The organism is Kineococcus sp. NBC_00420, from assembly GCF_036021035.1.
Lineage (GTDB): Bacteria > Actinomycetota > Actinomycetes > Actinomycetales > Kineococcaceae > Kineococcus.
The window spans coordinates 2,624,986-2,648,998 of record NZ_CP107930.1; the positions used below are offsets into that span (position 1 = coordinate 2,624,986).

Annotated in this window: 21 protein-coding genes; 6 read left to right on the forward strand and 15 right to left on the reverse strand. The window is 72.3% G+C overall.

Annotated features, from left to right (window positions below; all coding sequences use genetic code 11):
- Nucleotides 1–88 precede the first annotated feature (88 nt).
- Entirely contained in the window at nt 89–2,731 is a 2,643-nt protein-coding gene (locus OG218_RS12685) for an MGH1-like glycoside hydrolase domain-containing protein (protein ID WP_442906497.1), read from the forward strand.
- A gap of 119 nt (nt 2,732–2,850) precedes the next feature.
- Nucleotides 2,851–4,428, forward strand: coding sequence for a histidine kinase N-terminal 7TM domain-containing diguanylate cyclase (locus OG218_RS12690; protein ID WP_328293585.1), 1,578 nt, complete (start codon nt 2,851–2,853; stop codon nt 4,426–4,428).
- A gap of 20 nt (nt 4,429–4,448) precedes the next feature.
- Here the strand turns inward: OG218_RS12690 and OG218_RS12695 are convergent, their stop codons facing one another.
- The 5 genes from OG218_RS12695 to OG218_RS12715 all read right to left on the reverse strand — a co-directional run bounded on the left by OG218_RS12695 (nt 4,449) and on the right by OG218_RS12715 (nt 11,058).
- Nucleotides 4,449–6,428, reverse strand: coding sequence for a M13 family metallopeptidase (locus OG218_RS12695; RefSeq protein ID WP_328293586.1), 1,980 nt, complete (start codon nt 6,426–6,428; stop codon nt 4,449–4,451).
- Nucleotides 6,425–7,795 (reverse strand): multidrug effflux MFS transporter, encoded by a 1,371-nt coding sequence (locus OG218_RS12700; protein WP_328296238.1) that lies wholly within the window; start codon nt 7,793–7,795, stop codon nt 6,425–6,427. Before OG218_RS12700 ends, OG218_RS12695 begins: the two co-directional genes overlap by 4 nt.
- 69 nt (nt 7,796–7,864) lie before the next feature.
- The gene (locus OG218_RS12705; RefSeq protein WP_328293587.1) at nt 7,865–9,355 is read right to left on the reverse strand and encodes an amino acid permease; all 1,491 of its coding nucleotides are present in this window, start codon (nt 9,353–9,355) and stop codon (nt 7,865–7,867) included.
- 139 nt (nt 9,356–9,494) lie between these two features.
- Complete coding sequence (locus tag OG218_RS12710; protein ID WP_328293588.1) at nt 9,495–9,743, reverse strand: BRCT domain-containing protein; 249 nt, start codon at nt 9,741–9,743, stop codon at nt 9,495–9,497.
- A 61-nt stretch (nt 9,744–9,804) separates the two neighbouring features.
- The gene (locus tag OG218_RS12715; RefSeq protein ID WP_328293589.1) at nt 9,805–11,058 is read right to left on the reverse strand and encodes an MFS transporter; all 1,254 of its coding nucleotides are present in this window, start codon (nt 11,056–11,058) and stop codon (nt 9,805–9,807) included.
- 87 nt (nt 11,059–11,145) lie between these two features.
- Between OG218_RS12715 and OG218_RS12720 the strand changes: the two genes are divergently transcribed.
- Together OG218_RS12720 and OG218_RS12725 are read left to right on the forward strand one after the other, a co-directional pair.
- On the forward strand, nt 11,146–11,778 hold the full coding sequence (locus tag OG218_RS12720) for a TetR-like C-terminal domain-containing protein (protein WP_328293590.1): 633 nt from the start codon (nt 11,146–11,148) through the stop codon (nt 11,776–11,778).
- 9 nt (nt 11,779–11,787) lie between these two features.
- The gene (locus tag OG218_RS12725) at nt 11,788–12,366 is read left to right on the forward strand and encodes a TerD family protein (protein ID WP_328293591.1); all 579 of its coding nucleotides are present in this window, start codon (nt 11,788–11,790) and stop codon (nt 12,364–12,366) included.
- Nucleotides 12,367–12,450: 84 nt separating this feature from the next.
- Here the strand turns inward: OG218_RS12725 and OG218_RS12730 are convergent, their stop codons facing one another.
- The gene (locus OG218_RS12730; RefSeq protein WP_328293592.1) at nt 12,451–13,167 is read right to left on the reverse strand and encodes a DsbA family oxidoreductase; all 717 of its coding nucleotides are present in this window, start codon (nt 13,165–13,167) and stop codon (nt 12,451–12,453) included.
- Between the two features lie 121 nt (nt 13,168–13,288).
- On the opposite strand from OG218_RS12730, the gene OG218_RS12735 reads away from it, so the two are divergent.
- Entirely contained in the window at nt 13,289–14,503 is a 1,215-nt protein-coding gene (locus OG218_RS12735; protein ID WP_328293593.1) for a hypothetical protein, read from the forward strand.
- 2 nt (nt 14,504–14,505) lie between these two features.
- Here OG218_RS12735 and OG218_RS12740 read toward each other — a convergent pair whose 3' ends face one another.
- The 4 genes from OG218_RS12740 to OG218_RS12755 form a co-directional block, all read right to left on the reverse strand.
- The gene (locus OG218_RS12740) at nt 14,506–14,679 is read right to left on the reverse strand and encodes a hypothetical protein (protein WP_328293594.1); all 174 of its coding nucleotides are present in this window, start codon (nt 14,677–14,679) and stop codon (nt 14,506–14,508) included.
- Nucleotides 14,680–14,757: 78 nt separating this feature from the next.
- Nucleotides 14,758–15,249 carry a dihydrofolate reductase gene (locus OG218_RS12745; protein ID WP_328293595.1) on the reverse strand — a complete coding sequence of 164 codons (492 nt, stop codon included), beginning with the start codon at nt 15,247–15,249 and terminating at the stop codon, nt 14,758–14,760.
- A gap of 4 nt (nt 15,250–15,253) precedes the next feature.
- On the reverse strand, nt 15,254–16,060 hold the full coding sequence (locus OG218_RS12750; RefSeq protein ID WP_442906388.1) for a thymidylate synthase: 807 nt from the start codon (nt 16,058–16,060) through the stop codon (nt 15,254–15,256).
- A 9-nt stretch (nt 16,061–16,069) separates the two neighbouring features.
- Nucleotides 16,070–16,996 (reverse strand): hypothetical protein, encoded by a 927-nt coding sequence (locus OG218_RS12755; protein WP_328293596.1) that lies wholly within the window; start codon nt 16,994–16,996, stop codon nt 16,070–16,072.
- 116 nt (nt 16,997–17,112) lie between these two features.
- Here OG218_RS12755 and OG218_RS12760 point away from each other — a divergent pair, with 116 nt between their 5' ends.
- Nucleotides 17,113–17,622, forward strand: a complete 510-nt coding sequence (locus tag OG218_RS12760; RefSeq protein ID WP_328293597.1) for a hypothetical protein — start codon at nt 17,113–17,115, stop codon at nt 17,620–17,622.
- Nucleotide 17,623: 1 nt separating this feature from the next.
- Here OG218_RS12760 and OG218_RS12765 read toward each other — a convergent pair whose 3' ends face one another.
- From OG218_RS12765 to hutH, 5 genes are read right to left on the reverse strand one after another with little or no spacing between them, the layout of a single operon-like run.
- A complete protein-coding gene (locus OG218_RS12765) occupies nt 17,624–18,238 on the reverse strand; it encodes a hypothetical protein (RefSeq protein WP_328293598.1) in 615 nt (204 codons plus the stop codon).
- Nucleotides 18,239–18,288: 50 nt separating this feature from the next.
- Nucleotides 18,289–19,449, reverse strand: coding sequence for an imidazolonepropionase (hutI, locus tag OG218_RS12770; RefSeq protein ID WP_328293599.1), 1,161 nt, complete (start codon nt 19,447–19,449; stop codon nt 18,289–18,291).
- Entirely contained in the window at nt 19,446–20,750 is a 1,305-nt protein-coding gene (locus OG218_RS12775; RefSeq protein ID WP_328293600.1) for a formimidoylglutamate deiminase, read from the reverse strand. The genes hutI and OG218_RS12775 overlap by 4 nt, the downstream gene beginning before the upstream one ends.
- Entirely contained in the window at nt 20,747–22,405 is a 1,659-nt protein-coding gene (gene hutU / locus OG218_RS12780) for a urocanate hydratase (protein ID WP_328293601.1), read from the reverse strand. The genes OG218_RS12775 and hutU overlap by 4 nt, the downstream gene beginning before the upstream one ends.
- Nucleotides 22,406–22,416: 11 nt before the next feature.
- A complete protein-coding gene (gene hutH / locus OG218_RS12785) occupies nt 22,417–23,961 on the reverse strand; it encodes a histidine ammonia-lyase (RefSeq protein ID WP_442906389.1) in 1,545 nt (514 codons plus the stop codon).
- Nucleotides 23,962–24,013: the final 52 nt, after the last annotated feature.

Here is a 24,013-nt window from a genome sequence, read left to right on the forward strand (position 1 = left end):
GGTGATCTGTTGCCAGACTGTCGGGGTGAGCGAGGCCACTGAGTCCCACGAGCAGGCCCCTGAACACCGGAGCGCGGAGCACGCGCGGATGGCGGAATCGCCCGGTGCGGACGGTCCCTGGCGTCTGTGGGGGCCCTACGTCTCCGGCCGGCAGTGGGGCACGGTCCGCGAGGACTACTCCGACAACGCCGACGCCTGGTCGGCCTTCACGTTCGACCAGGCCCGGGCACGTGCGTACCGCTGGGGCGAGGACGGTCTGGGGGCGGTCTGCGACCGCTTCGGGTTCCTCAACCTCGGCGTCGCCCTGTGGAACCGCAAGGACCCGATCCTCAAGGAACGGCTGTTCGGCCTCACCAACGGCGAGGGCAACCACGGCGAGGACGCCAAGGAGTACTGGTGGTCCCTCGACGGGACGCCGTCGCACAGCTGGATGAAGTGGCTCTACCGCTACCCGCAGGCCGAGTTCCCCTACCAGCAGCTGCGCGAGGAGAACGGACGGCGCGGACGCGACGAGCGGGAGTACGAGCTCGGGGACACCGGCGTCCTGGACGAGAACCGCTTCTTCGACGTCACCGTCACCTACGCCAAGGCCGGCCCCGACGACCTCTGCATGGTCGTCCAGGCGACCAACCACGGACCGGAGGCCGCCCCGCTCGACCTGATCCCCCAGGTGTGGTTCCGCAACACCTGGACGTGGGGCTGGGACCGTCGCCGCGGGACGATGACCCAGGTGCTCCCGCCGACGCTCGCCGTCGGCGGGCTCGAGGACGTCGAGTGCGAGCACGGGCACCTCGGTCGGTACCACGTCTCCGCCGAGGGCAACCCCGAGGTGCTCTTCTGCGACAACGAGACGAACCTCGTCGACCTCTTCGGTGCCGACCACAACCCGACCGCGTTCACCAAGGACGGCATCGACCGGCACATCGTCCGAGGGGAGCTGGACGCGGTGAACCCCCGGCACACGGGGACCAAGGCCGCGTTCTGGTACAGCTTCGACAGCGTGGCGCCGGGCGAGACCGTCGAGGTGAGACTTCGCCTGTCACCCAACGCCCCCGGACTGAGCACCTTCGGCGCCGGCTTCGACGCGGTCGTGCAGGACCGGCAGCGCGAAGCCGACGAGTTCTACGGCACCGTCATCCACCCCGACCTGAGCGACTCCGACCGCCACATCGCGCGCCGCGCCTACGCGGGGCTCCTGTGGACCAAGCAGCTCTACCGCTACGACGTGCGGCAGTGGCTGAACGGCGACCCCGAGACCGAACCCGCGCCGGACTCACGCAAGCAGCGAGGGGCGCGCAACACCAGCTGGTCGCACCTCTCGCTCGCCGACGTCATCTCGATGCCGGACGAGTGGGAGTACCCGTGGTTCGCCGCGTGGGACCTCGCCTTCCACGTCATCCCGCTCGCGCACGTCGACCCCGAGTTCGCCAAGGAGCAGCTCGTCCTGATGTGCCGCGAGTGGTCGATGCACCCCAACGGCCAGCTCCCCGCCTACGAGTGGGCCTTCGGCGACGTCAACCCCCCCGTGCACGCCTGGGCGGCCTGGCACGTGTACCGGCTCGACGGCTACCGCGACCAGGGCTTCCTCGTCCGGGTCTTCACCAAGCTGCTGCTGAACTTCTCGTGGTGGGTCAACCGCAAGGACTCCAGCGGGTCGAACCTCTTCGAGGGCGGCTTCCTCGGGATGGACAACATCGGTCTCTTCGACCGCAGCGCGAAGCTCCCCCCGGGGTACCGCCTGGAGCAGTCCGACGCGACGAGCTGGATGGCGTTCTACTGCCAGCAGATGTTCAAGATCGCCCTCGAGCTGTCCCGGCACGACCCCGCCTGGGAGGACGCGGCGACGAAGTTCCTCGAGCACTTCCTCTCCATCGCGCAGGCGATGACGTCGTTCGGTTCCCACGACGTGTCGCTGTGGGACGAGGAGGACGGCTTCTTCTACGACGTCCTGCTGCACCCGGACGGCGCCGTCGAGCCCATGCGCGTCCCGTCGATGGTCGGACTGCTGCCGATCCTGGGCGCGACCGACGTCCCGGCCTGGATCGCCGAGGAGACTCCCGACCTCACGGCCCGGCTGCGGTGGCTGCAGAAACGTCGCCCCGACCTCACGCTGCCGCTGCTGACCCGCTCGACCCCCGAGGGACGGCGGATGCTGCTCTCGCTCGTGGACAAGCCGCGCCTGGTCCGCCTGCTCGACCGGATGTTCGACGAGGACCAGTTCCTCTCCGCCTACGGCATCCGCTCCCTCTCCGCCGCGGTCAAGCAGGAGATCACCACGTCGCTGGAGGGGCAGACGTCGTCGATCACCTACGAACCCGGGGAGTCCCGTACCGGACTGTTCGGCGGCAACTCCAACTGGCGGGGACCGATCTGGTTCCCGGTCAACGTGCTGCTGGCGGACAAGCTGCGCACGCTCGGACGGTTCTACGGCGACGACCTCACGGTCGAGGTGCCCAAGGGCTCCGGCAACCAGATCAACCTCGTCCAGGCGGCCGACCTCATCGACGACAGCCTGGTCTCGCTGTTCCGGCCCGTGGAGGGCAGGCGCCCGGCCGACGGCGGACGCATCGAGGCCACCCAGGACCCGCTGTGGCAGGAGCACATCTCGTTCAACGAGTACTTCGACGGAGACACCGGTGAAGGGCTCGGGGCCACCCACCAGACCGGGTGGACCGCGCTCGTCGCCCACCTGCTGCACCCCCGGCTGCCGCCGAACCCCCCGAGTCGCTGAGGTCCTTGCGAGCTGAACCACCCGGTCGGCCGCTGCGCTCCCGGAAGTCGGCGGTCGATGCCACTCTTGGAAGGCACCGGCCACCGAGGTCGGGCTGAATCCGGGAGGACCGGGCGTCGATGGCACCCCTCGCGCTGCTGGTCGCCTTCGCCGCCGTCATCACGGCGGCGACGGGCATCCTGACGTTCCGCCGACGGGACGAGACACCGGCCGCGCTCCCGCTGACCGGAGCCCTCGCCTCCGTCACCGCCTGGGGCGTGGTGGTCGTCCTGATGAACAGCGGGACGCCGCGACCGTGGCTGGACCTGCTCGTCGTCCCGCAGTTCGCGGCCGTCGCCGGCACCGTGCTCAGCCTCCGGCTCTTCGTCGACGCCGTCACCGGACGTCCGTTCCGGCGACGGCGGACGCTGCTGCTGTGCGTCGAGCCGGTGCTGCTGGTCATCACGGTCGCCCTGGACCCGTGGACGCACTGGTTCCACGCCAGCGTCACGCACGTCGGGGACCCGGAACGGCTCAGCACGACCGCGGGCCCGCTGTTCTGGGTGCACACCGGTTACAGCTACCTCGTCATCGTCTCGGCCGCCCTCACCATCTGGCACCTGCGGCGCACCACGAGCGGGCTGCTGCGCCGGCAGGCCAGCACGATGCTCGTCGCCATCGCCGCGCCGTTCGCGGCGAACCTCACCGTCGTCTTCACCCCCTTCGCGCGCCTCGACGTCGACATCACCCCGGTCGCGTTCGCGGTGACGGGGGTCCTCTTCGCCTACGCGGTGCTGCACCAGGACCTGCTGCGGCTGGTCCCCGTCGCCCGCTCCCTCGTCGTGGACACCGTGTCCGACGCGGTCTACGTCGTCGACGCTCGCCTGCGCCTCGTGGACGTGAACGTCGCCGGCCGCGCGATGCTGGCCGGGGAGGGGTGCCCATCGCAGGCCGCCGTCGTCGGGCGACCGTTCGGGGAGACCGTCGACCCGGTGCTCGTGCGAGCCGTCGGCGACGGTGAGGGGCAGAGCGTCGTGGCCCTGGCGAGCGGTGTGCAGATCGACGTCCGCACCCGCTGGATCCGCGACCACCGGGGCAACGCGCTGGGCCGGGTCGTCGTCGCCCGGGACGTCACCGAGCAGCTGGCCGCGGCCCGGGCGCTGCAGGAGGCCAACGAGACCCTGCGCGCCCAGGTCGCCACCATCGAGAAGCTGCAGGCCGACCTCGCCGAGGAAGCCGCCAAGGACCCGCTCACGGGGCTGCGCAACCGGCGGCGCTTCGTCGACGACCTCACGACCCGGCTCGACCTCGCCGCGACCGCAGGGCAGCCGCTGTCGCTGGTGCTGCTCGACGTCGACCACTTCAAGGCCATCAACGACACCTACGGCCACGCCGTCGGGGACGACGTCCTCGTCGCGGTGGCCCGCGCGCTGGGCGGGCACGCCCGGCCGGAGGACCTCGTCCGCTACGGCGGTGAGGAGTTCGTCGTGATCCTCCCCCAGCTCGACACCGCCTCGGCCCGCGCGCGGGCCGAGGCGCTGCGTCGTGCGTGCGCGGAGATCCCCTTCGCGGTCGAGGGGCTGCGGGTGACGATCAGCGCGGGGGTCGCCACCAGCCCCGACCACGGGAGCACGCCCGACGAACTGCTGCTGCGCGCCGACCGCGCCCTCTACGAGGCGAAGGAGGGCGGGCGCGACCAGGTCGCGCTCGCCGACTGAACCCCCTCAGGCCCTGCCGCTCACCAGATCCGGACGCGTTCCGCCGGGTCCAGCCAGAGCCCGTCACCGGGCTGGGTGTCGAAGGCCTCGTGGAACTCGACGAGGTTCTTCACCACGGCGTTGCAGCGGAACTCCGGCGGGGAGTGCGGGTCCACGGCGAGGCGACGTTCGACCTCGGCGGGGCGCACCTTGCCGCACCACACCTTGGCCCACCCGAAGAAGAGCCGCTGGGAGCCGTTGAGGCCGTCGACGACCGGCGCGGGCTCGCCCTCCAGGGCGATCTCGTAGGCCTTGTGGGCGATCGTCAGCCCGCCGAGGTCGCCGATGTTCTCGCCCACCGTCAGCGAGCCGTTGACCTTCTTGCCGGGGGTCTCCGGCGGCTCGAGGGCGTCGAACTGCGCGACGAGGGCGTCCGTGCGCTTGCCGAACTCCTCGCGGTCCGCGTCGGTCCACCAGTCGTTGAGGTTGCCCAGACCGTCGTACTTGGAGCCCTGGTCGTCGAAGCCGTGACCGATCTCGTGACCGATGACCGCACCGATGCCGCCGTAGTTCTCGGCGTCGTCGGCCTCGAGGGAGAAGAACGGCGGTCGGAGGATGGCCGCGGGGAAGACGATCTCGTTCATGCCCGGGTTGTAGTAGGCGTTGACCGTCTGCGGGGTCATGAACCACTCGCTGCGGTCCACCGGGGAGCCGAGCTTGGCGAGCTCGCGTTCGACCTCGAAGGCGAAGGCGCGACGGACGTTGCCCAGCAGGTCGTGGCGGTCCACGGTCAGCTTCGCGTAGTCGCGCCAGGTGTCGGGGTGGCCGATCTTGGGGGTGAACTGGCCGAGCTTCTCCAGCGCCCGGTCCTTCGTCTCCCGGGTCATCCAGTCCAGGGCCTCGATGTCGAGGCGGTAGGCCTCGACCAGGTTCGCGACGAGCTCCTCCATCCGGGCCTTCGCGGCGGGCGGGAAGTGCTCGGCGACGTAGAGCTCGCCCAGCGCCTCGCCCAGGTTGCCCTCGACGAGCCCGACGCCGCGCTTCCAGCGCTCGCGCAGCTGCGGGGCACCGGTCAGGGTCGTGCCGTAGAAGGCGAAGTTCTCGTCGACGAAGTCGGAGGAGAGGAAGACCGCGCCGCCGTGCAGGATGCGCCAGCCGAGCCACTCGCGCCAGGTCTCGACCGGCGTCGCGAGGAGGACCTCGGCCAGGCCGGTGAGGTAGCTGGGCTGGCGGACGACGACCTGGGCGAAGGCGGAGTCGGGCAGCTGCGCGGCCTCGAGCCAGCCGGCCAGGTCGATGCCGGGCAGCAGCGCCTCGAGGCCCGCGCGGTCGACCTTGTTGTAGGTCGCGTTCGCGTCGCGGTTCTTCACGCGGTCCCAGTGGTGGCTCGCGATCTCCGTCTCCAGGGCGAGGATGCGCTGGGCGGAACCGGCCGGGTCGGGACGGTGGCCGAGGGTGAGGATGCGCTCCACGTGGCCGAGGTAGGCCTCGCGGATCGCCGCGTACTGCTCCTCGCGGTAGTACGACTCGTCGGGCAGGCCGAGACCGGACTGGGTGAGGTAGACGACGTACTCGTCGGACTTCGCGTTGTCGGTGTCCACCCAGTAGGCGAACGGGCCACCGACGCCGGAGCGCTCGAAGGCGCCCAGCCGGCGGACCAGGTCGGCGTGGTCGGTGATGGCGTCGACCGCGGCGAGCTCCGGGTCCAGCGGGGTGGCGCCGAGGGCCTCGATGCGTTCGGTGTCCATGAAGCTGGCGTAGAGGTCGCCGATCTTCTGCTGGACGCTGCCCGCCTCGGCCTCACCGGTGGCGGCCGCCGCTGCGGCGGCCTCGACGATGGCGCGGCACTCGGCCTCGGACTCGTCGCGGAGGCGGACGAAGGCGCCGTCGACGGCGCGGTCGTCCGGGATCTCGGTCGTCGCCAGCCAGTGGCCGTTGACGTGCCGGAAGAGGTCGTCCTGGGGTCGGACCGAGGGGTCGACGTCGCTGCCCGCGGGCTGGGCGTCCGTGATCGAACTCATGACCTCACACTAGGGCGGATCCTCCGGGAGACCGAGAGCAGGAGGGCCACGTTGAGGACGACGGCGGCCCCGACGACGAGACCCATGGCGTGCTCGTCGCCACCGAGGACACCCACGAGGACCCCGACGAGCCCGCCGATGCCGGACTGCAGGGCGGTCACCAGCGCCGCCGCGGCCCCTGCGCTGTCGCCGTAGGGCTCCAGGCCGAGGGTCACGGCGTTGGGCATGATCAGGCCGAGCGCGAGCAGCAGCAGGTAGAGCGGCACGGCGAAGAGCAGCAGCTGGTCGGTGCCCGAGAGCAGCGACACCGTCAGCGCGAGACCGAAGACGAGGGCGGCGAGCACGCCGACGCGGAGCAGCTTCGCCGAGCCGAAGCGTTCGACGAGGCCCGCGTTGAGCTGCGTGCCGCCGATGAGGGCCGTGCCGTTGACCGCGAAGAAGAGCGCGAACCCGGTGCTCGAGAGGCCGAACCCGTCCTTGAGGACGAAGGGCGAGGTCGAGACGTAGGCCATGATCGTGGCCAGCGCGAGCCCGGGCATGGCCGCGAAGGCCAGGAACCGGCGGTCGCGCAGCAGGACGCCGTAGCCGGTGAAGGTGCGCCGGACCCGGCCGCGCCGCGGCGGGGTGACGGGGGCGCGCTCGTCCTCGGCGAGGGCCTGGGCGGGGGTGTCGGTGAGCTCGGGGCGGGTCTCGGGGAGTCGGAGCCACACGGCGAGGAGGACCGCGAGACCGGCGACGGAGAGCAGCGCCAGCACCGGACGCCAGCCCGTGTGGGCGGCGATCGCGCCCCCGACGGTGGGGGCGAAGAGCGGGGCCACGCCGATGACGAGGACGAGGCGGGACTGCAGCCGCGCCGCGGCGGGTCCGACGAAGAGGTCGCGGATCACAGCCATGCCGATGACCGCCCCGGCCGAGGCGCCGACGCCGGACAGGACCCGGAAGGCGACGAGGGTGGGCAGGTTCGGCGCGATCGCGCAGAGCAGGGTGGCGACGACGTAGACGCAGAACCCGACGGCGGCGGGCTTCCGGCGACCGAACGCGTCGGAGAGCGGGCCGACGACGAGCTGGCCGAGCGCGGAGCCGACGAGGACCCCGGTGATCGTCAGCTGGGTGCGCGCCTCGGTGGTGCCGAGGTCGATCGCCACCTCGGGCAGCGACGGGAGGTAGAGGTCGATCGTCACCGCACCGAGGGCGGCCATGGCGCCGAGGAGGACGACGAGTCCGAACGTGGAGGGGGTGCGGGGGGTGGCGCGCGCGGGGGCGGGCCTGGTGGTGGGCCGGGTGGTGGGCGCGGTCATGCGCAGGGTGTCCTCAGGGGGCCTCGTCGAGGGTGCACCGCACAGCGCCGGGCGGGCAGGACGCAGCAGGACGCCGCCGTCCCCCGCAGCGTAAGGCGCGGGGGGCGACGGCGTCCTGTTCGTTCCGGGGCGAGGTCCCTACTTCTTGCCGCCGTCGCCCGGTCGGTTGGCCTTGACCGGGAACTCACCGGTGTAGCCCATGCGCTCCTCGGCCGCGGCCAGGACGCGCTTGCGCACGGAGAACCAGCCGACGACCAGCAGCGGGATGATCACGCCGAGGGCGTAGACCGTGGGGCGGCTGTCCTTGTCGTAGGCCATGATCCCGAGGACGGCGACGAGGAAGACCAGCACCGCGTAGCCGGTGTACGGGGCGCCGAAGAGGCGGTAGTCGGGGCGGGTGACGATCCCCTTCTTGGCCCAGGAGTGCAGCCGCATCTGGCAGAGCACGATCGTGCCCCAGCTGGCGATGATGCCCAGCGCGGAGGCGTTGAGGACGATCTCGAAGGCCCGGCCCGGGGCGACGGCGTTGAGGACGACGCCGAGCACCGCGACGACCCCGGTGATGGCGATGCCGCCGAAGGGGACCCCGCCCTTGTTGAGCTTGGCCGCGAACTTCGGCGCGGAGCCGTTCTGCGCCATCGACCGCACGATGCGGCCGGTGGAGTAGAGCCCGGCGTTGAGGCTGGAGAGCGCCGAGGTCAGGACGACGAAGTTCATGACGTCACCGGCCCCGGGAACGCCGATCTTGGAGAAGAACGTGACGAAGGGGCTCGTGTCCTTGGAGTAGGCGGTGTAGGGCAGCAGCAGCGCGAGCAGGATCAGCGAGCCGCAGTAGAAGACGACGATGCGGACGATGACGGTGTTGATCGCCCGCGGCATGATCTTCTCGGGGTTCTCCGTCTCCCCGGCCGCGGTGCCGACGAGCTCGACGGCGGCGTAGGCGAAGACCACGCCGGAGATCACGACGATCAGCGGGACGGCCCCGGTGGGGAACCAGCCACCGTTGTCGCTGATGACGCTGAGCCCCGTGGTCTGCCCCTCGATCGGGAAGCGACCGGCGAGGAAGACGATGCCGATGAGCAGGAAGGCGGTCAGCGCGACGACCTTGATCAGCGCGAACCAGAACTCCATCTCGCCGAAGATCTTGACCGAGACGAGGTTGAGGCTGAGGACGACGACGAGGGCGATGAGGGCCAGCAGCCACTGCGGCGCCGAGGAGAACGTCTGCCAGTAGTGCATGTACGTCGCGATCGCGGTGATGTCGACGATCGCGGTCATGGCCCAGTTGAACCAGTACATCCAGCCGGCGACGAAGGCGGCCTTCTCGCCGTAGAACTCACGCGCGTAGGAGACGAACGAGCCCGACGAGGGCCGGTGCAGGACGAGCTCGCCGAGGGCCCGCAGCATGAGGAAGACGAAGAAGCCGCAGACCCCGTAGATGATGAAGAGACCGGGACCGGCGGTGACGAGACGACCGCCCGCACCCAGGAAGAGCCCCGTGCCGATGGCGCCGCCGATGGCGATCATCTGGAGCTGACGGTTCTTCAGGCCCTTGTGCAGCCCACCGTCCTCGTGCGAGAAGTCGCGCTGGACGCCGACCCCTGATCCGGTGTCCTTTTCGACGGACATGCGGGTCCCCTTCCACAGTGCAACATCGCGAGATGGACTGGGGAAGGCAACCACTTCCGGGTCACGAGCGCATGCTCATGGTGTTTCGGGCGTGTCACATCTGCGGTGAGCGTGCTCGGACACGCCTCGGGCGGACGGGTCAGCCGGCGACGGCCGAGCTGAGCAGGTCGTCGAAGGAGTACTCGTCCAGGAGCGGGATGCCGTGGGCGATGGCCGCGCGGACCGACGACGAACCGGACCCCGCGTCGTTGGCGACGAGGACGTCCGTGCGCTCGGTGACGTCGGGGTCGACGTGGAGCCCCGCTTCCTCGGCGCGGGCCGCGAGGGCCGCGCGGGGTTCGAGGAAGTGGCCGCTGAAGGCGATGTGCTGACCGGCGTGGAGAGTCACGAGTCCGTGATCGACAGGTTGGACCGTTCGCTTGACGTCACCGCTCCACCGTAGCGGCGGGTCAGGACTGCGAGGGGGCTCCGGTGTCGTCCGGGGCCACCTGTCGACGGCGCTGGGCCGGGAGGGTCGCGGTCCCGCGGGCGCGCTGGACCCCGCCGAGGACGAGGCCGGCGAGGCCGGCCAGGACGACGAGCACCGCGTAGCCGTCGACGACGGCGGTCAGGCCGACGTGCGGGGCCAGCAGACCCGCGACGACGGCGGGGACCCCGAAGACCAGGTAGCTCACGACGTAGACGGCGGCGAGGACCCCGGCGCGTTCGTGGGCGGGAGCCGTGGAGAGGACCCCGCGCAGCGCACCCTGGAACCCGGCCCCGAACCCGATCCCGGCGACGAGGGCGCCGGCGAAGAACCACGGGGTGGAGGCGGCGTCGGCCCCGAGGGCGAGCAGGACCGGCCCGACGACGAGCGCGGACATGCCCAGCGTCATGACCCGGGCCGGGGCGACGTGACGGGTGAAGATCCCCGTCGCCGCCCCCACCCCGGCGACGGCCGCGACGACGAGCCCGCCGGCGACGTGGTTGGCGATCCCGAGGACTCCGACCACGACCGAGGGCCCCAGCCCCATGCAGAGCCCACCCAGGCCCCAGCTGCCGAGGAAGCCGGGGAGGTAGGTCGTGAACGCTGCGCGCGAGGCGGCGGGCAACCGGACGACGGGTCGCAGCGAGGCCAGCGCGCCGGGGACGCGGTCGACCACGTCGGCGGTCACAGCGATCCCGACGGCCGCGACGACGAGCAGCCCGGCGAGCACCAGGTAGACGAGTTCGGTGGGGGCCGGTGCGAACTGCACGAGGAGGCCCGAGCCCAGGCCGCCGGCCATCAGGCCCACGGGTGGCGTCGCACCGTTGACCAGCTGCGCCGTCGCGGCCCGCTCCGGACCCGCGAGGTCGAGCAACCAGGCACCCAGCGCGCCGATCGCGGAACCGGTGGAGAACCCCTGCACCACGCGGCCGAGGACGAGCCAGCCGACGGAGTCCGCCTGGCTGAACACCAGCATCGAGGCGAGGACACCGACGAGCGCGACCAGGACGACCCGGCGACGGCCGAGGTGGTCGGAGAGCGAGCCGACGGTGAGCAGCGCGACGAGCAGCGCGGCCGCGTAGATCGCGAAGACGACGGTGACGGCGGTGGCGCCGATCCCCCACAGTTCCTCGTAGACGGGGAAGATCGGGGACGGCGCGGAACTCGCGGCGACGAGCAGGCCCAGCGTGACGGTGACGACGGAGAAACCCGTCCGGGTGGGGGTGTCGGTGGACACGGGTGCTCCAGGAACTCGGGGAGGTGTCTTCGGGAAACTACTCCCCACCGTGCACAAAGGCAACGCGAACTGCATTAGGGTGGACGGGTGGCACCGACGATGACGCGTCCAGGAGGGCGCAGCGCCAAGGTGACGGCCGCCGTCCACCAGGCCGTGCTCGACCTGCTGGCCGAGGGCGAACCGTTGACGATCCCCCAGGTCGCCGCCCGCGCCGGGGTCAACGCGACGAGCGTGTACCGACGGTGGGGTGACGTCCCCGCCCTGCTGGCCGACACCGCCCTCGTCCGCTTCGGCACCAGCGGGGCCGTCCCCGACACCGGCAGCCTGCGGGGCGACCTGCACGCCTGGGCCACCGCGCTGGTCACCGAGTCGCGACGTCCGGCGGAACTCGCCCTGCTGCGGGCCGCGGTCGCCGCCGGACCCGCGGATCCTCCGGCGCCGGGCGCCGGCTCCGGTGCACCGGAAGGGTTCGAGTCCGCCTGCTCGGCCTGTCTGGTCGGTCGCAGCTCGCAGGCCGAGGAGATCCTGGACCGTGCGGCGCAGCGCGGCGAGGAGGTTCCCAGCGCCACGCGGGTCCTCGACCACCTGGTGGCGCCGATCTACTTCCGGGCGCTGTTCGGACTGCCCGCCCCGTCCGTCGACGTCGTGGTCGAGCTGCTGGTCGAACGTCTCACCGTTCCCCCCCGCACCGCCCAGGCGGTGTCCAGCCGGCTCGGATAAGTTCGCGCCATGGGTGTGACTCTCGCCAAGGGTGGAAACGTCTCGCTGTCGAAGGTGGCACCGGACCTGAACGAGGCCCTCGTCGGCCTCGGGTGGGACGTGCGGACCACCACCGGCATGGACTTCGACCTGGACGCCAGCGCGCTGCTGCTCGGCCCGAACGGGAAGGTCCTCTCGGACGCCCACTTCGTGTTCTACAACCAGCTCGCCAGCCCCGACGGCTCGGTGCGCCACACCGGGGACAACCGGACCGGTGAGGGTGAGGGCGACGACGAGAGCATCGAGCTCGACCTGAACTCCGTGCCGCAGGACGTCGACAAGATCGTCTTCGCGGTCTCGATCCACGACGCCGAGGCGCGCCGGCAGAGCTTCGGTCAGGTCATGAACGCGTTCATCCGCATGGTCAACCGGACCGACGGCAGCGAGGTCGTGCGCTACGACCTGTCCGAGGACGCCTCGACCGAGACCGCGATGGTGTTCGGTGAGGTCTACCGCTACAACGGCGAGTGGAAGTTCCGCGCCGTCGGGCAGGGGTACGCCTCCGGGCTGCGGGGGATCGCGCAGGACTTCGGGGTCGACGTCGCCTGACGGGGGTTCCCGGCGGGATCGTTGCCTCCCCGAGGACGTCTAGTGTCCTCGGGGAGGCAACGATCCCCCACCGCGAGCCCCGCGTCAGATCGCGCAGCCCTCGGGGCCGCAGGCCTCGGCGTCGTCGCCACCGACGAGGGTGAGGGGGCGGCTCTCCTGCCAGGCCCGCTGCAGCACCTGCAGGAACTGCTCGGTCGGCTGGGCGCCCGCGATGCCGTACTTGCGGTCGATCACGAAGAACGGGACCCCGCGGGCGCCGAGGGCCTGGGCCTCGGCGACGTCCGCGCGCACGGCGTCGACGTAGCGGTCCTCGGCCAGCACCGCGCGCGACTCGGCCTCGTCCAGTCCGGCCTCGGCGGCCAGGCGGACCAGGGTGTCGTCGTCACCGAGGGGCTCGCCCTCCGAGAAGTTGGCGTGCAGGAAGCGTTCCTTCACGGCGTCCTGGACGCCGTGCTCGCGGGCCAGGTGCAGCAACTGGTGGGCGTTGACGGTGTTCGCGGGGACGGAGACGTCCTGGTGGAACTCCAGGCCTTCGGCGGCGGCCACGGCGTCGACGTGGGCGATGAGTTCCCGCACCTCCTCCACCGGCCGGCCGATCTTGGCCGACAGCTTGCGCGCGTGGGCGTCGCTGGGTCCGTCGGCGCGGGTCGTCACCGACTGCGTCGTGGGGTCCAGCTCGAAGGACCTCCACTCCACCTCGACGTCCTCGCGGTGCTCGAAGGCGCGCAGCGCGCTCTCGAAGCGGCGCTTGCCGATGTAGCACCAGGGACACACGACGTCGGACCAGATCTCCACCTTCACGCCGTGGGCAACCTCCGGCAGGACGGGACTGTTCCGTGCCGCCACCTGGTCGGGTCAGCCTCACAGGGACCGCACGGGGAACACCGGTGTGACACCGCGGTGGGCGGCGGACCGTGGAGGCATGACCCCAGTCGCCGCGCTCACCGTCCGGGAGATCCCCGTTCCCGTGGCCACCCGAGCGCTCGCCGGACCGCGGCGGGGTCGGGCCGGGGTCCTCGCCCTGCTCGCGGCGACCGTGGTGGTCCGTTCGCTCCGGCCGGACCGCATCGACGTGCTCGACCGGGCCGTCGCGTGGTCGGGGTCGCAGAGCTGGAAGGCGTGGTTCTTCGGGACCCTCGACCCGCAGGCGGCGACCTCCGTCGGGGCGCCTGCGGCGGGATGGCTCTCCGGACTGGTGCTGCGGATCTCCGCCTCCGCGGACCTCGCCGTGCTCGCGACCGTCCTGGCCGTCCTGGCCGTGGCGGTCCTGACCGTGACCGTCCGGCGGATCGCCGGTCCCTCAGCGGGTCTGGTGGCCGGTGCGGTGCTGGCCCTGCTGCTGCGCTCCGGGGACGAGGCCCAGACGGCGCTGCTGCTGGGCGTCACGGGGTACCTCCTCGTCCGCCACCGGGGCTCGGCCCGCTGGTCGCTCGGCGCGGGACTGGCCGGGGGTGGCGCGGTGCTCGTCGGGGGGTGGGGGGCTGCGCTCGGGGTGGCGCTGCTCGTGGGGACCCTGCTCCTGCGCTGGACGCCTCGGCACCGGGCGGTCCTCGACGTGGCCGTCCTCACCGGAACGGCGGCGGCCTGCGTCGGGGTCTGGTTCGTCGTCGCACCCGGGTGGCCGGGGGGTCCGCCGGTCTCCTCGGGGGTGTGGATCGGCCCAGGGGCCGGGGTGCTGGCTCCGCTGGCCGCGACGGCCCTCGCGCTCGGTGGCACGTGGCTGTGGCGACGGTGGCGGGGCGCTCCGCGGGTCGTGCTGGTCCTGGCCCTGGTGCTGTCCGCGGGTCTCGGCGCCGGCGCCCGGGCGCACGACGCGTCGACCATCCCGGCGGACACGTCGACGACGTCGTTGCTCCAGGCCGCGGGCACGACCTGGTCGGCGGCCACGGTCGCCTCCCCGCAGGACGCGGCGACGCTCGAGCTCGCCAGCGGTACCGCGGTACTGGCGCTCCGGACCGGCGACGCGACGGTGAGCCTGACGCAGTTCCAGTCCTACGTGGCGACCGGACGGGTGCGGTACCTGCTGGTCCCCGACGGGTCGAGGTCAGCGGCGACGTCGGACGTCGTGGCGTGGGCGGCCGCGGCGCACACGGCGATGACCGTCGGTACGACGACGGTGTACGACCTCAGCGACTGAGGTCAGTCGCGGCGGCGGTCCTGGGCGTGGGCCCAGCCGGAGTGGTGGCCGGTGTCGGGGAGGTGGACCCGGTCCGGCTCGACGCCCGGACGGTCACCCGGCCGCGACGAGGAGCAGACACGACCGACGACGGCCGCCACCAGCAGGATCACGAAGAACGAGACGAAGAGGGTCACGAGGCACTCCTCCGGCCGGGAGCCCCGTAGGGGCTCGATGCCTCACGGTGCCACGAAGTCCGTCCCGGCGCGAGGGGTTCAGCCCGATCGGTGCCAGGTGCAGATCCGGAAGCGCGGCCCCTTCGTGGAGGTGCGCCACTCCCCCGTCTCCGTCTGCGACCACTCCTCCCCGATCCGCGGGGCACGCGTGTCGCCCTCGACCTCGAGGTCCACCTCGGTGACGACGAGGACGTCGGCGTGCCCGAGGGCGGCCTGGTAGACGGCCTGACCACCGATGACCCAGACGTCGCCATCTGCCCGACCGGTGCCCGCGAGCGCCGTGGTCAGGTCGTGGACGACCTCGGCGCCGTCGGCGACGTAGTCCGCGTCCCGGGAGAGGACGACGTTGCGACGCTCGGGCAGCGGCCGGAACCTCGGCGGCAGGGACTCCCAGGTGGCGCGGCCCATGACGACGGTGGAGCCGGCGGTGAGTTGCGAGAAGTGGTCCATGTCCTCGGGGATCCGCCAGGGGATCCGGCCGTCCGCACCGATGACGCCGTTGGCGCTCTGGGCCCACACCAGGCCGATCACCGGATCACACCGCCACGGGAGCCTTGATCGTGGGGTGGTGCTGGTAGTCCACGACCTCGAGGTCCTCGTAGGCGACCTCGAACAGGCCCTTGGGGGCGATCGTCAGCTGCGGAAACGGGTACGGCGTCCGGGAGAGCTGTTCCTCGACCTGCTCGACGTGGTTGTCGTAGACGTGGCAGTCGCCGCCGGTCCAGACGAAGTCGCCCGGTGCGAGGCCGACCTCCTGCGCGACGAGCATCGTCAGCAGGGCGTAGCTGGCGATGTTGAACGGGACGCCGAGGAAGAGGTCGGCCGAGCGCTGGTAGAGCTGGCAGGACAGCTTGCCGTCGGCGACGTGGAACTGGAAGAACGCGTGGCAGGGGGCGAGGGCCATCTTGTCGAGCTCGGCGACGTTCCAGGCCGAGACGATCATGCGGCGGGAGTCCGGGTTGGTCCGCAGGGTGTCGAGGACCTCGGTGATCTGGTCGACGTGGCGACCGTCCGGGGTCGGCCAGGACCGCCACTGCACGCCGTAGACGGGACCGAGGTCACCGTTCTCGTCGGCCCACTCGTCCCAGATCGTCACGCCGCGCTCCTGCAGCCAGCGGGCGTTGCCGTCGCCGCGCAGGAACCAGAGGAGCTCCAGGGCGATGGACTTGAAGTGCACGCGCTTGGTGGTGATCAGCGGGAACCCGGCGGCGAGGTCGTAGCGCATCTGGTGGCCGAAGACGCTGCGCGTCCCGGTGCCGGTGCGGTCGGACTTGGGGGTGCCGGTGGCGAGGACGTGTCGCAGGAGGTCCTCGTACTGGGTGTCGATCCGCTGCTCAGCCACGGCGGAAGCCTAAGCGACCACCCCACCCGGACGGGGCGCGTCGAAGTCGCGGTCGTCGGGGGCGTCGCCGCGGACGACGGCGGCCAGGCGCGCGAGCCAGGCTGCGCCGGCGAGGTCGTTGACGGTGTGGCGGGGCTGCAGCACCGGGTAGGGGGTGGTGGGCACGCCGTCGGCGGGGCGGACGTCGACGTGGGCGACGACGTGACCCTGCGCGTGCAGCCAGTCGGCCATCGCGTAGTCGGTGCGGGAGTCGCCGACGGTGCGCCAGGCGGTGGGCGGCAGGCCGTCGGCGGCGAGCAGGCGCAGCGCCATCTCGGCCCCCCGGTCCTTGCCGAGCAGTACGGACTCGATGTCGGTGGAGATGATCGTCGGGTCGATGCGCCAGTCGACCCGGCCGGCGGAGTCGGGCTGGTCGATGCCCTTCCAGGTCGCGCCGAGGTCGAGGTCGGCGAAGACCGCGAGCGCCGCCGCCTCGAACTCGGGCTGGCGGGCGAGGTAGGTCGCGGAGTCGACGTCGAGGCGCTGCTCGAGGGAGACCATGGCGCGCTTGCCGCCGTCGACGAAGACGACGTCGGCGTAGTGCGCGCGGGCCAGAGCTTCGAGGCGTTCGACGGCGGGGCGCGGGACGGCGACCTGCTCGTCGACCTCGACGGGGCCCATCCCGGCGGCGGTGACGGTGAAGGTGACGGCGCCCTTCTCGCAGACGGCGTGCAGCCGGGCGCGCGCGGGCAGGCCGGCGGCGAGGATCGGGCCGACGACCTGCGTGCGCAGGAAGTCGTCGGAGCGGCCGGTGTTGAAGACGACGGGGACTCCCGCGGCCAGCAGTTCGAGCAGGCTGTCCAGCAACCCCGCCGCGCTGATCGAACGCGTCACCGGGCTGGCGATCGGCCCGTCGACGTCGAGGAGGAGACCGAAGGGCGGGGCGTCGGGGTGCACCCGGCGATCCTCCCATCCACTCTCCCGGGCCTGGACGGTCTCCTGCGGTGGTCCGAACGGGTGAGACGGCGGTGGCCGGGGCCTGCGAGCCGTGCGGAGGCTGGGAGCGTGCTGCGGTGCGTCGTGTCGTCCTGCCCCTGTTCGCCCTCGCGCTGACGCTGACGGCCTGCGGGACGGAGTCGGCGCCCACTGCGTCCGCGCCCACGTCGGCCCCCACGACACGGCCCGCCGAGTCCGCCTCGGAGCAGGAGTGGGCGGACTACGACGAGTGGCTCACCGGTGGCCCGATGGCGACCTCGATGCCCACCCGGACGTGCGTGACCCACGAGCCCACCGACGAGGAACTCGCGACGGCCGATCCCGAGGACGAGTTCGCGTACTCAGACCTGACGTGGATGAGCTGCTTCGACCCGGACGACTTCTGGACGGAGGAGCCGCAGTGCACCCCGCCACCGGACGTACCCGAGGACAGGACGTACTTCTGCGGCACCTACGGCTCGCCGTTGACCCAGCGTGTCGTCGACGACTGGAACGCGTTCGCCGATGAGGAGGACACCGCCAGCGCCCGGCAGCTGGGGATGACGCTGCAGGAGTACCGCGAGGCCTACCCGGACGGCCCGGCCTGAGTCAGTCGCCGGAGTTCTTCCGGGCGTCGCGCACGGCGTCGAGGGCGACGACCCCGACGAGCAGGACGGCCCGCAGGTCGCGGTCGAGGGTCGGGTCGGTGGACAGGGCGAAGGCGTCGGCGTCGACGAGGACCCGGTCGAAGGAGCGGTGCTCGCGGTGGACGGTGGCGATCCGGCGGGGTTCGTCGTCGGGTTTCCGCAGGCTGGCGGGGCGCGGGTCGGTGTGCAGCGCGACGTCCCAGTCGCGGCTCCCCCACCCGCCGCCGGTCATCCGGCCGCTGCGGCCGTCAGCGAGGGCGAACTCGAAACGGGGCGCGGCCCAGCTGTTCTCCTGCCGCACCCGGCCCAGCGGTCGACCGTCGGCCCAGGTGGCGAAGAACTCCGACTTCCCGAGGCCGCCGGGACGCTCGATCGCCAGCAGGACCCCGCTCGCGTCCTGGACGAGGTAGCGCGAGGAGACCACCCTCCCGAAGAAGGCACCCCCGGCGCCGAGGGTCTCCTCGACGGCGGCGGCCGGGGTGCCGTCGGGCAGGACGATCTCGTAGCGGTGCCGGACCGCGAAGGCCCCCCGGTGCTCGTAGAGCAGGACGTCGGGGGCGTCGAACACGTCGGTCACGGGGTCAGCATGGACCGGTGCGGGGGCTGAGGTCTGCCGGTTCGGCGAAGTCAGTCCGGTCGGTGAGCGCGGTGGACGGCGTGGGTGAGGGGGACGCCGGGGCGGTAGGCGAGGTGGGTCACCGAGGGGGCGTCGAGGACGTGCAGGTCGGCCCGGGCCCCCACCGTCAGGCGGCCGACGTCGGTGCGGCGCAGGGCCTGCGCGCCGCCGAAGGTCGCGGCGTGGACGGCTTCGGCGACGGTGAGGTGCATCTGCAGGACGGCCGTCGCGACGCAGAACGCGACGGAACTGGTGTAGCTGGAACCGGGGTTGCAGTTCGCGGCGATCGCGACCTGCGCGCCCGCGTCCAGCAGCCGACGCGCGGGCGCGAGGGGTTGCCGGGTCGAGAGGTCGCAGGCGGGGAGGACGGTCGCCACCGTGTCCGAGGCGGCGAGGGCGTCGACGTCGGCCGGGGCGAGGTGGTTGCAGTGGTCGACGCTGGCGGCGTCGAGTTCACAGGCCAACCGCACCCCCGGTCCCTGCGTGAGCTGGTTGCCGTGGACACGCAGGCCGAGGCCCGCGGCCCGGGCGGCGAGCAGGACGGCGCGGGACTGCTCCTCGTCGAAGGCGCCCGTCTCGCAGAACACGTCGGCCCAGCGGACGTGGCCCGCCACGGCGTCGAGCTGGGGGCCCACGAGTTCGGCGAGGTAGTCCTCGGGGGAGACGCCGGGGGCCACGATGTGGGCGCCGAGCCAGCTGACCTCGTCGGTGAACTCGGCGGCCAGCCGCGCCGCGCGGAGTTCCTCGGCCACGGTCAGCCCGTAACCGGTCTTCGTCTCCAGCGTCGTGGTGCCCTGCGCGAGCGCCTCGGCGACGTGCCGGCGCAGTCCCGCGCGCAGCTGGTCGTCGGTGGCGGCGCGGGTCGCGGTGACGGTCGTGGCGATACCGCCCGCCGCGTAGGGCTTCCCGGCCATCCGGGCCTCGAACTCGCTCGTGCGGTCGCCGGCGAAGACGAGGTGGGAGTGGGAGTCGACCCAGCCGGGCAGGACGGCGCGGCCGCCGAGGTCGACGCGCTCGTCGGCGGCGGGAGCCCGGTCGGAAGGACCGGTCCAGGCGACCCGGCCGTCCTCGACGACGAGGGCGGCGTCGGGGACCCGGGCGAGCAGGTCCTCCCCCCCGACCTCGGGGTCGTTCGTGGTGAGTTCGCCGATCCCCGTGTAGACGGTGCTCACGTCAGGCTCCGGAGGATCTCGGCGACGCGCTCGCGGGGGACGGTCTCGTGCTGCCCACCGCGGACGCGGAACTCCCCCGCGACGACGACGTCGGTGACGTCCTGCGCGGTCGCCGTCATCGGGACCTGGGCCGGGTCGGAACCGGCCGTGCGGACCGAGTCCGTGTCGACGGCGACGAGGTCGCAGGGCTGGCCCACGACGATCGAACCGCCCTCCAGGCCGAGGCTGCGGTGGCCGCCGGTGGTGAGCGCGGCAACGAGTTCCGCGGGGTCGAACACCCCGCGCCGCAACGACCCGAGCCGGGCGGCGGCCTCGAGACCGCGGGTCTCCAGGAAGGGGTCGACCACGGCGTGCTGGTCGGTGCCGAGGGCGAGGACCGCCCCCGCGTCGGCCAGCGCGCGGTTGCGCCCCACACCGTCGCCGAGGTCGGCCTCGGTCGTGGGGCAGGCCGCGACGGAGACCTGGCGGGCACCCAGCAACGCGACGTCGGCGTCGGTGACGTGGTTGGCGTGCACGACGGTGAGCGCCGGGCTGAGGGCCCCGGCGCGGTCGAGGAGTTCCGTCGGCGTGCAGCCGTAGGCCTGCCGGCAGACCTCGTTCTCGGCGGGTTGCTCGGAGAGGTGGACGTGCACGGGGACCCCGAGGTCCCAGCCCGTCTCGGCGACGACGGTGAGGTCAGCCGGGCCGACGGCCCGCACCGAGTGCGCAGCCACCCCGACCCGGAAGAACTCGTCGGTGGGGATCGCCCGGACACGGGCGGCCCAGGCCTGGGCGGTGCCGTCGGAGAACCGACGCTGCTCCGCCAGCGGGGGTTTCCCGGGGGCGGAGGTCAGGTAGAGCGTGTCGAGCAGGGTGAGGCGGATCCCGGCCGTGCGGGCGGCGTCGCGCAGGGCCAGGGCGAACGCGTTCGGGTCGTCGTAGGGGGTTCCGTCGGGGCGGTGGTGCAGGTAGTGGAACTCCCCCACGGCGGTCCAGCCGGCGAGGACCATCTCGGTGAACGCGGCCGTCGCGAGTTCCCGGTAGCCGTCGGGGTCGAGGCGGCCGGCGAGGGCGTACACGGCGGTGCGCCAGGTCCAGAACGACCCGCCGTCAGCGTGGGTCCTCCCTCGCAGGCCGCGGTGGAACGCGTGCGAGTGCGCGTTCGCGAAACCCGGGAACACCAGTCCCCGGAGTTCCCGATCACCGTCGAGCGGCCGGGGTTCGCGGGTGACTGAGGTGGTGCGGCCGTTCGTGAACTCGACGCGGACCCCGCGGACGGGGCCCCCGTCGAGCCACGCCGACTCGCACCAGAAGGAGCTCACTGTTCCCACATGGGGACGCGCAGACCCCGTTCCCGCGCGACCTCTGCGGCGCGTTCGTACCCGGCGTCGACGTGGCGCATGACGCCCGTCCCCGGGTCGTTGGTGAGGACGCGTTCGATCTTCTGCGCGGCGAGGTCGGTGCCGTCGGCGACGGTGACCTGCCCGGCGTGGATGGAACGGCCGATGCCGACGCCGCCCCCGTGGTGCAACGAGACCCAGGTGGCCCCGGAGGCGGTGTTCAGCAGGGCGTTCAGCAGCGGCCAGTCGGCGATGGCGTCGGAACCGTCGGCCATGGCCTCGGTCTCGCGGTAGGGCGAGGCCACGGAACCGGAGTCGAGGTGGTCGCGGCCGATGACGATGGGCGCGGAGATCTCGCCGTTCGCGACGAGTTCGTTGAACTTCAGCCCGGCGAGGTGACGTTCCTTGTAGCCGAGCCAGCAGATCCGTGCGGGCAGGCCCTCGAAGTGCACCTTCTCCCCCGCGGCGGTGATCCAGCGGCGGAGCTTCTCGTCGTGCGGGAACAGTTCGAGGATCGCCCGGTCGGTGCGCTCGATGTCCTTCGGGTCGCCCGAGAGCGCGACCCAGCGGAACGGCCCGCGCCCCTCGGCGAACTGCGGGCGGATGTAGGCCGGGACGAACCCGGGGAACTCGAACGCGCGGTCGTAGCCGCCGAGGACGGCCTCCTGGCGGATCGAGTTGCCGTAGTCGAACACCTCGGCCCCGCGGTCCTGGAAGTCGACCATGGCCTTGACCTGCTTGGCCATCGACGCCCGGGCCATGAGGGTGAAACCCTCCGGGTCCTTGGCGGCGAGGTCGTGCCACTCCTCGACGCTGACCCCCTCGGGGAGGTAGCTGAGCGGGTCGTGCGCGGAGGTCTGGTCGGTGACGACGTCGATCGGGGCGCCCCGGTCGAGGAGTTCGGTGAACACGGTCGCCGCGTTGCCGACGACCCCGACGGAGAGGCCGCGACGTTCGTCGCGGGCCGCCACGGCGCGGGCGAGCGCGTCGTCGAGGTCGGTGGCGAGCTCGTCCAGGTAGCCGTGGTCGACGCGACGCTGCAGCCGAGCGCGGTCGACGTCGACGACGAGGACCGCCCCCTCGTTGAGGGTCACCGCGAGCGGTTGCGCACCGCCCATGCCGCCGGCCCCGCCGGTGAGGGTGATCGTACCGGCGAGGGTTCCGCCGAACTTCTTGTCAGCGACGGCGGCGAACGTCTCGTAGGTGCCCTGCAGGATGCCCTGGGTCCCGATGTAGATCCAGGAACCCGCGGTCATCTGGCCGTACATCGTCAGCCCGGCCTGTTCCAGCTTGCGGAACTCCGGCCAGGTCGCCCAGTCGCCGACGAGGTTCGAGTTCGCGATGAGGACGCGGGGTGCCCACTCGTGGGTGCGGAACACCCCGACGGGTTTGCCGGACTGGACCAGCAACGTCTCGTCGTCCTCGAGGGTCTCGAGGGTGCGGACGATCGCGTCGTAGGCCTCCCAGGAGCGGGCGGCCTTGCCGGTGCCGCCGTAGACGACGAGGTCGTCGGGGCGTTCCGCGACCTCGGCGTCGAGGTTGTTCATCAGCATGCGCAGCGGCGCCTCGGTCTGCCAGCTCTTGGCCTGCAGTGCGTTGCCGCGCTGGGCGCGGACGGGGCGGGGAAGGTGTTCCACAGCGGTTCTCCTCAGGCGATCTCGGTGACGGAACGGGCGGCGGCGAGCAGTTCGCCCGAGACGACCGCGGCCACGACGGCCTCGATCTCGGGGGCGAGGAAGCGGTCGGGTCCGGGGCCCGCGGTGGTCTCGCGGACACGGGCGAGGACAACTCCCGTGACCGGTCCCGGGTTCAGGGGAGCCCGCAGGTCCAGACCGCGGGCGGCGGTCATGACCTCGATGGCCAGGACGCGGGTGAGGCCGTCGAGGGCGCGACGCAGCTTCCGGGCGGCGGACCAGCCCATCGAGACGTGGTCCTCCTGCATGGCCGAACTCGGGATCGAGTCGACCGAGGCGGGAACGGCGAGGCGCTTGAGCTCGCTGACGATCCCCGCGGAGGTGTACTGCGCGATCATCAACCCCGAGTCGACCCCCGCGTCGTGAGCGAGGAACGCGGGCAGGCCGTGGCTGCGCTTGGTGTCCAACAACCGGTCGGTGCGACGTTCGGAGATGCTCGCGAGGTCGGCGACCGCGATGGCCAGGAAGTCGAGGACGTAGCCGACGGGGGCGCCGTGGAAGTTCCCGTTCGACTCCACTCGGCCGTCCAGGGTGACCACGGGGTTGTCGACGGCCGCGGCGAGTTCCGCGGTCGCGACGTTCCGGGCGTGGGCGGCGGTGTCGCGACCCGCGCCGTGGACCTGCGGGGCGCAACGCAGCGAGTAGGCGTCCTGCACGCGGGTGCACTCGGGGCCCCGGTGGCTGGCGACGATGGGCGAGCCCGCCAGCGCCCGGCGGATGTTGCCGGCGGCGATGCGCTGACCGGTCTGCGGGCGCAGCGCCTGCAGGTCGTCGGCGAACACGGCGTCGGTGCCGAGCAGCGCCTCGACGCTCATCGCGGCCGCGAGGTCGGCGGTCGCGAACAGGTTCTCGAGGGTGTCGAGGGCCAGGACGAGCTGGCCGAGCATGCCGTCGGTGCCGTTGATGAGGGCCAGGCCCTCCTTCTCGGCGAGGACGACGGGTTCCAGACCCGAAGCCGCGAGGGCCTGCGCGGCCGGGAGTTCCTCGCCGTCGCGGGTGCGGACGGTGCCCTCGCCCATGACGGCCAGCGCGCAGTGCGCGAGCGGGGCGAGGTCACCGGAGCAGCCGAGCGAGCCGTGCTCGAACACGACGGGGGTGAGGTGGGCGTTCAGCAGCGCGGCGTAGGCCTCGGCGGTGGCGACGCGGACGCCGGTGCGGCCGGTCATCAGGGTGGAGAGGCGCAGCAGCATCGTCGCGCGGACGACTTCGGTCTCGACCTCGGGGCCGGAACCCGCCGCGTGCGAACGGACAAGGCTGCGCTGCAACTGGGCCCGCTGCTCGGTGGGGATGTGCTTCGTCGCGAGCGCGCCGAAACCCGTCGAGATGCCGTAGTGCGGTTCGACGTCGTCGGCGAGCGCCTCGATCCGCTTCCGCGAGGCCCCGACCTCGGTCAGGGCCGCCGGGTCGAGCTCGATCCGGGCGCCGTGGCGGGCGACGGCGACGACGTCGCCCGGCGAGACCGGTCCGGAGGACACGATGACGGTGTTCACACCCGCCATCAGACACCGGTTCGCGGGACGCGTCGCCGCCCGGCGCGGCGCTGGTGTCCAG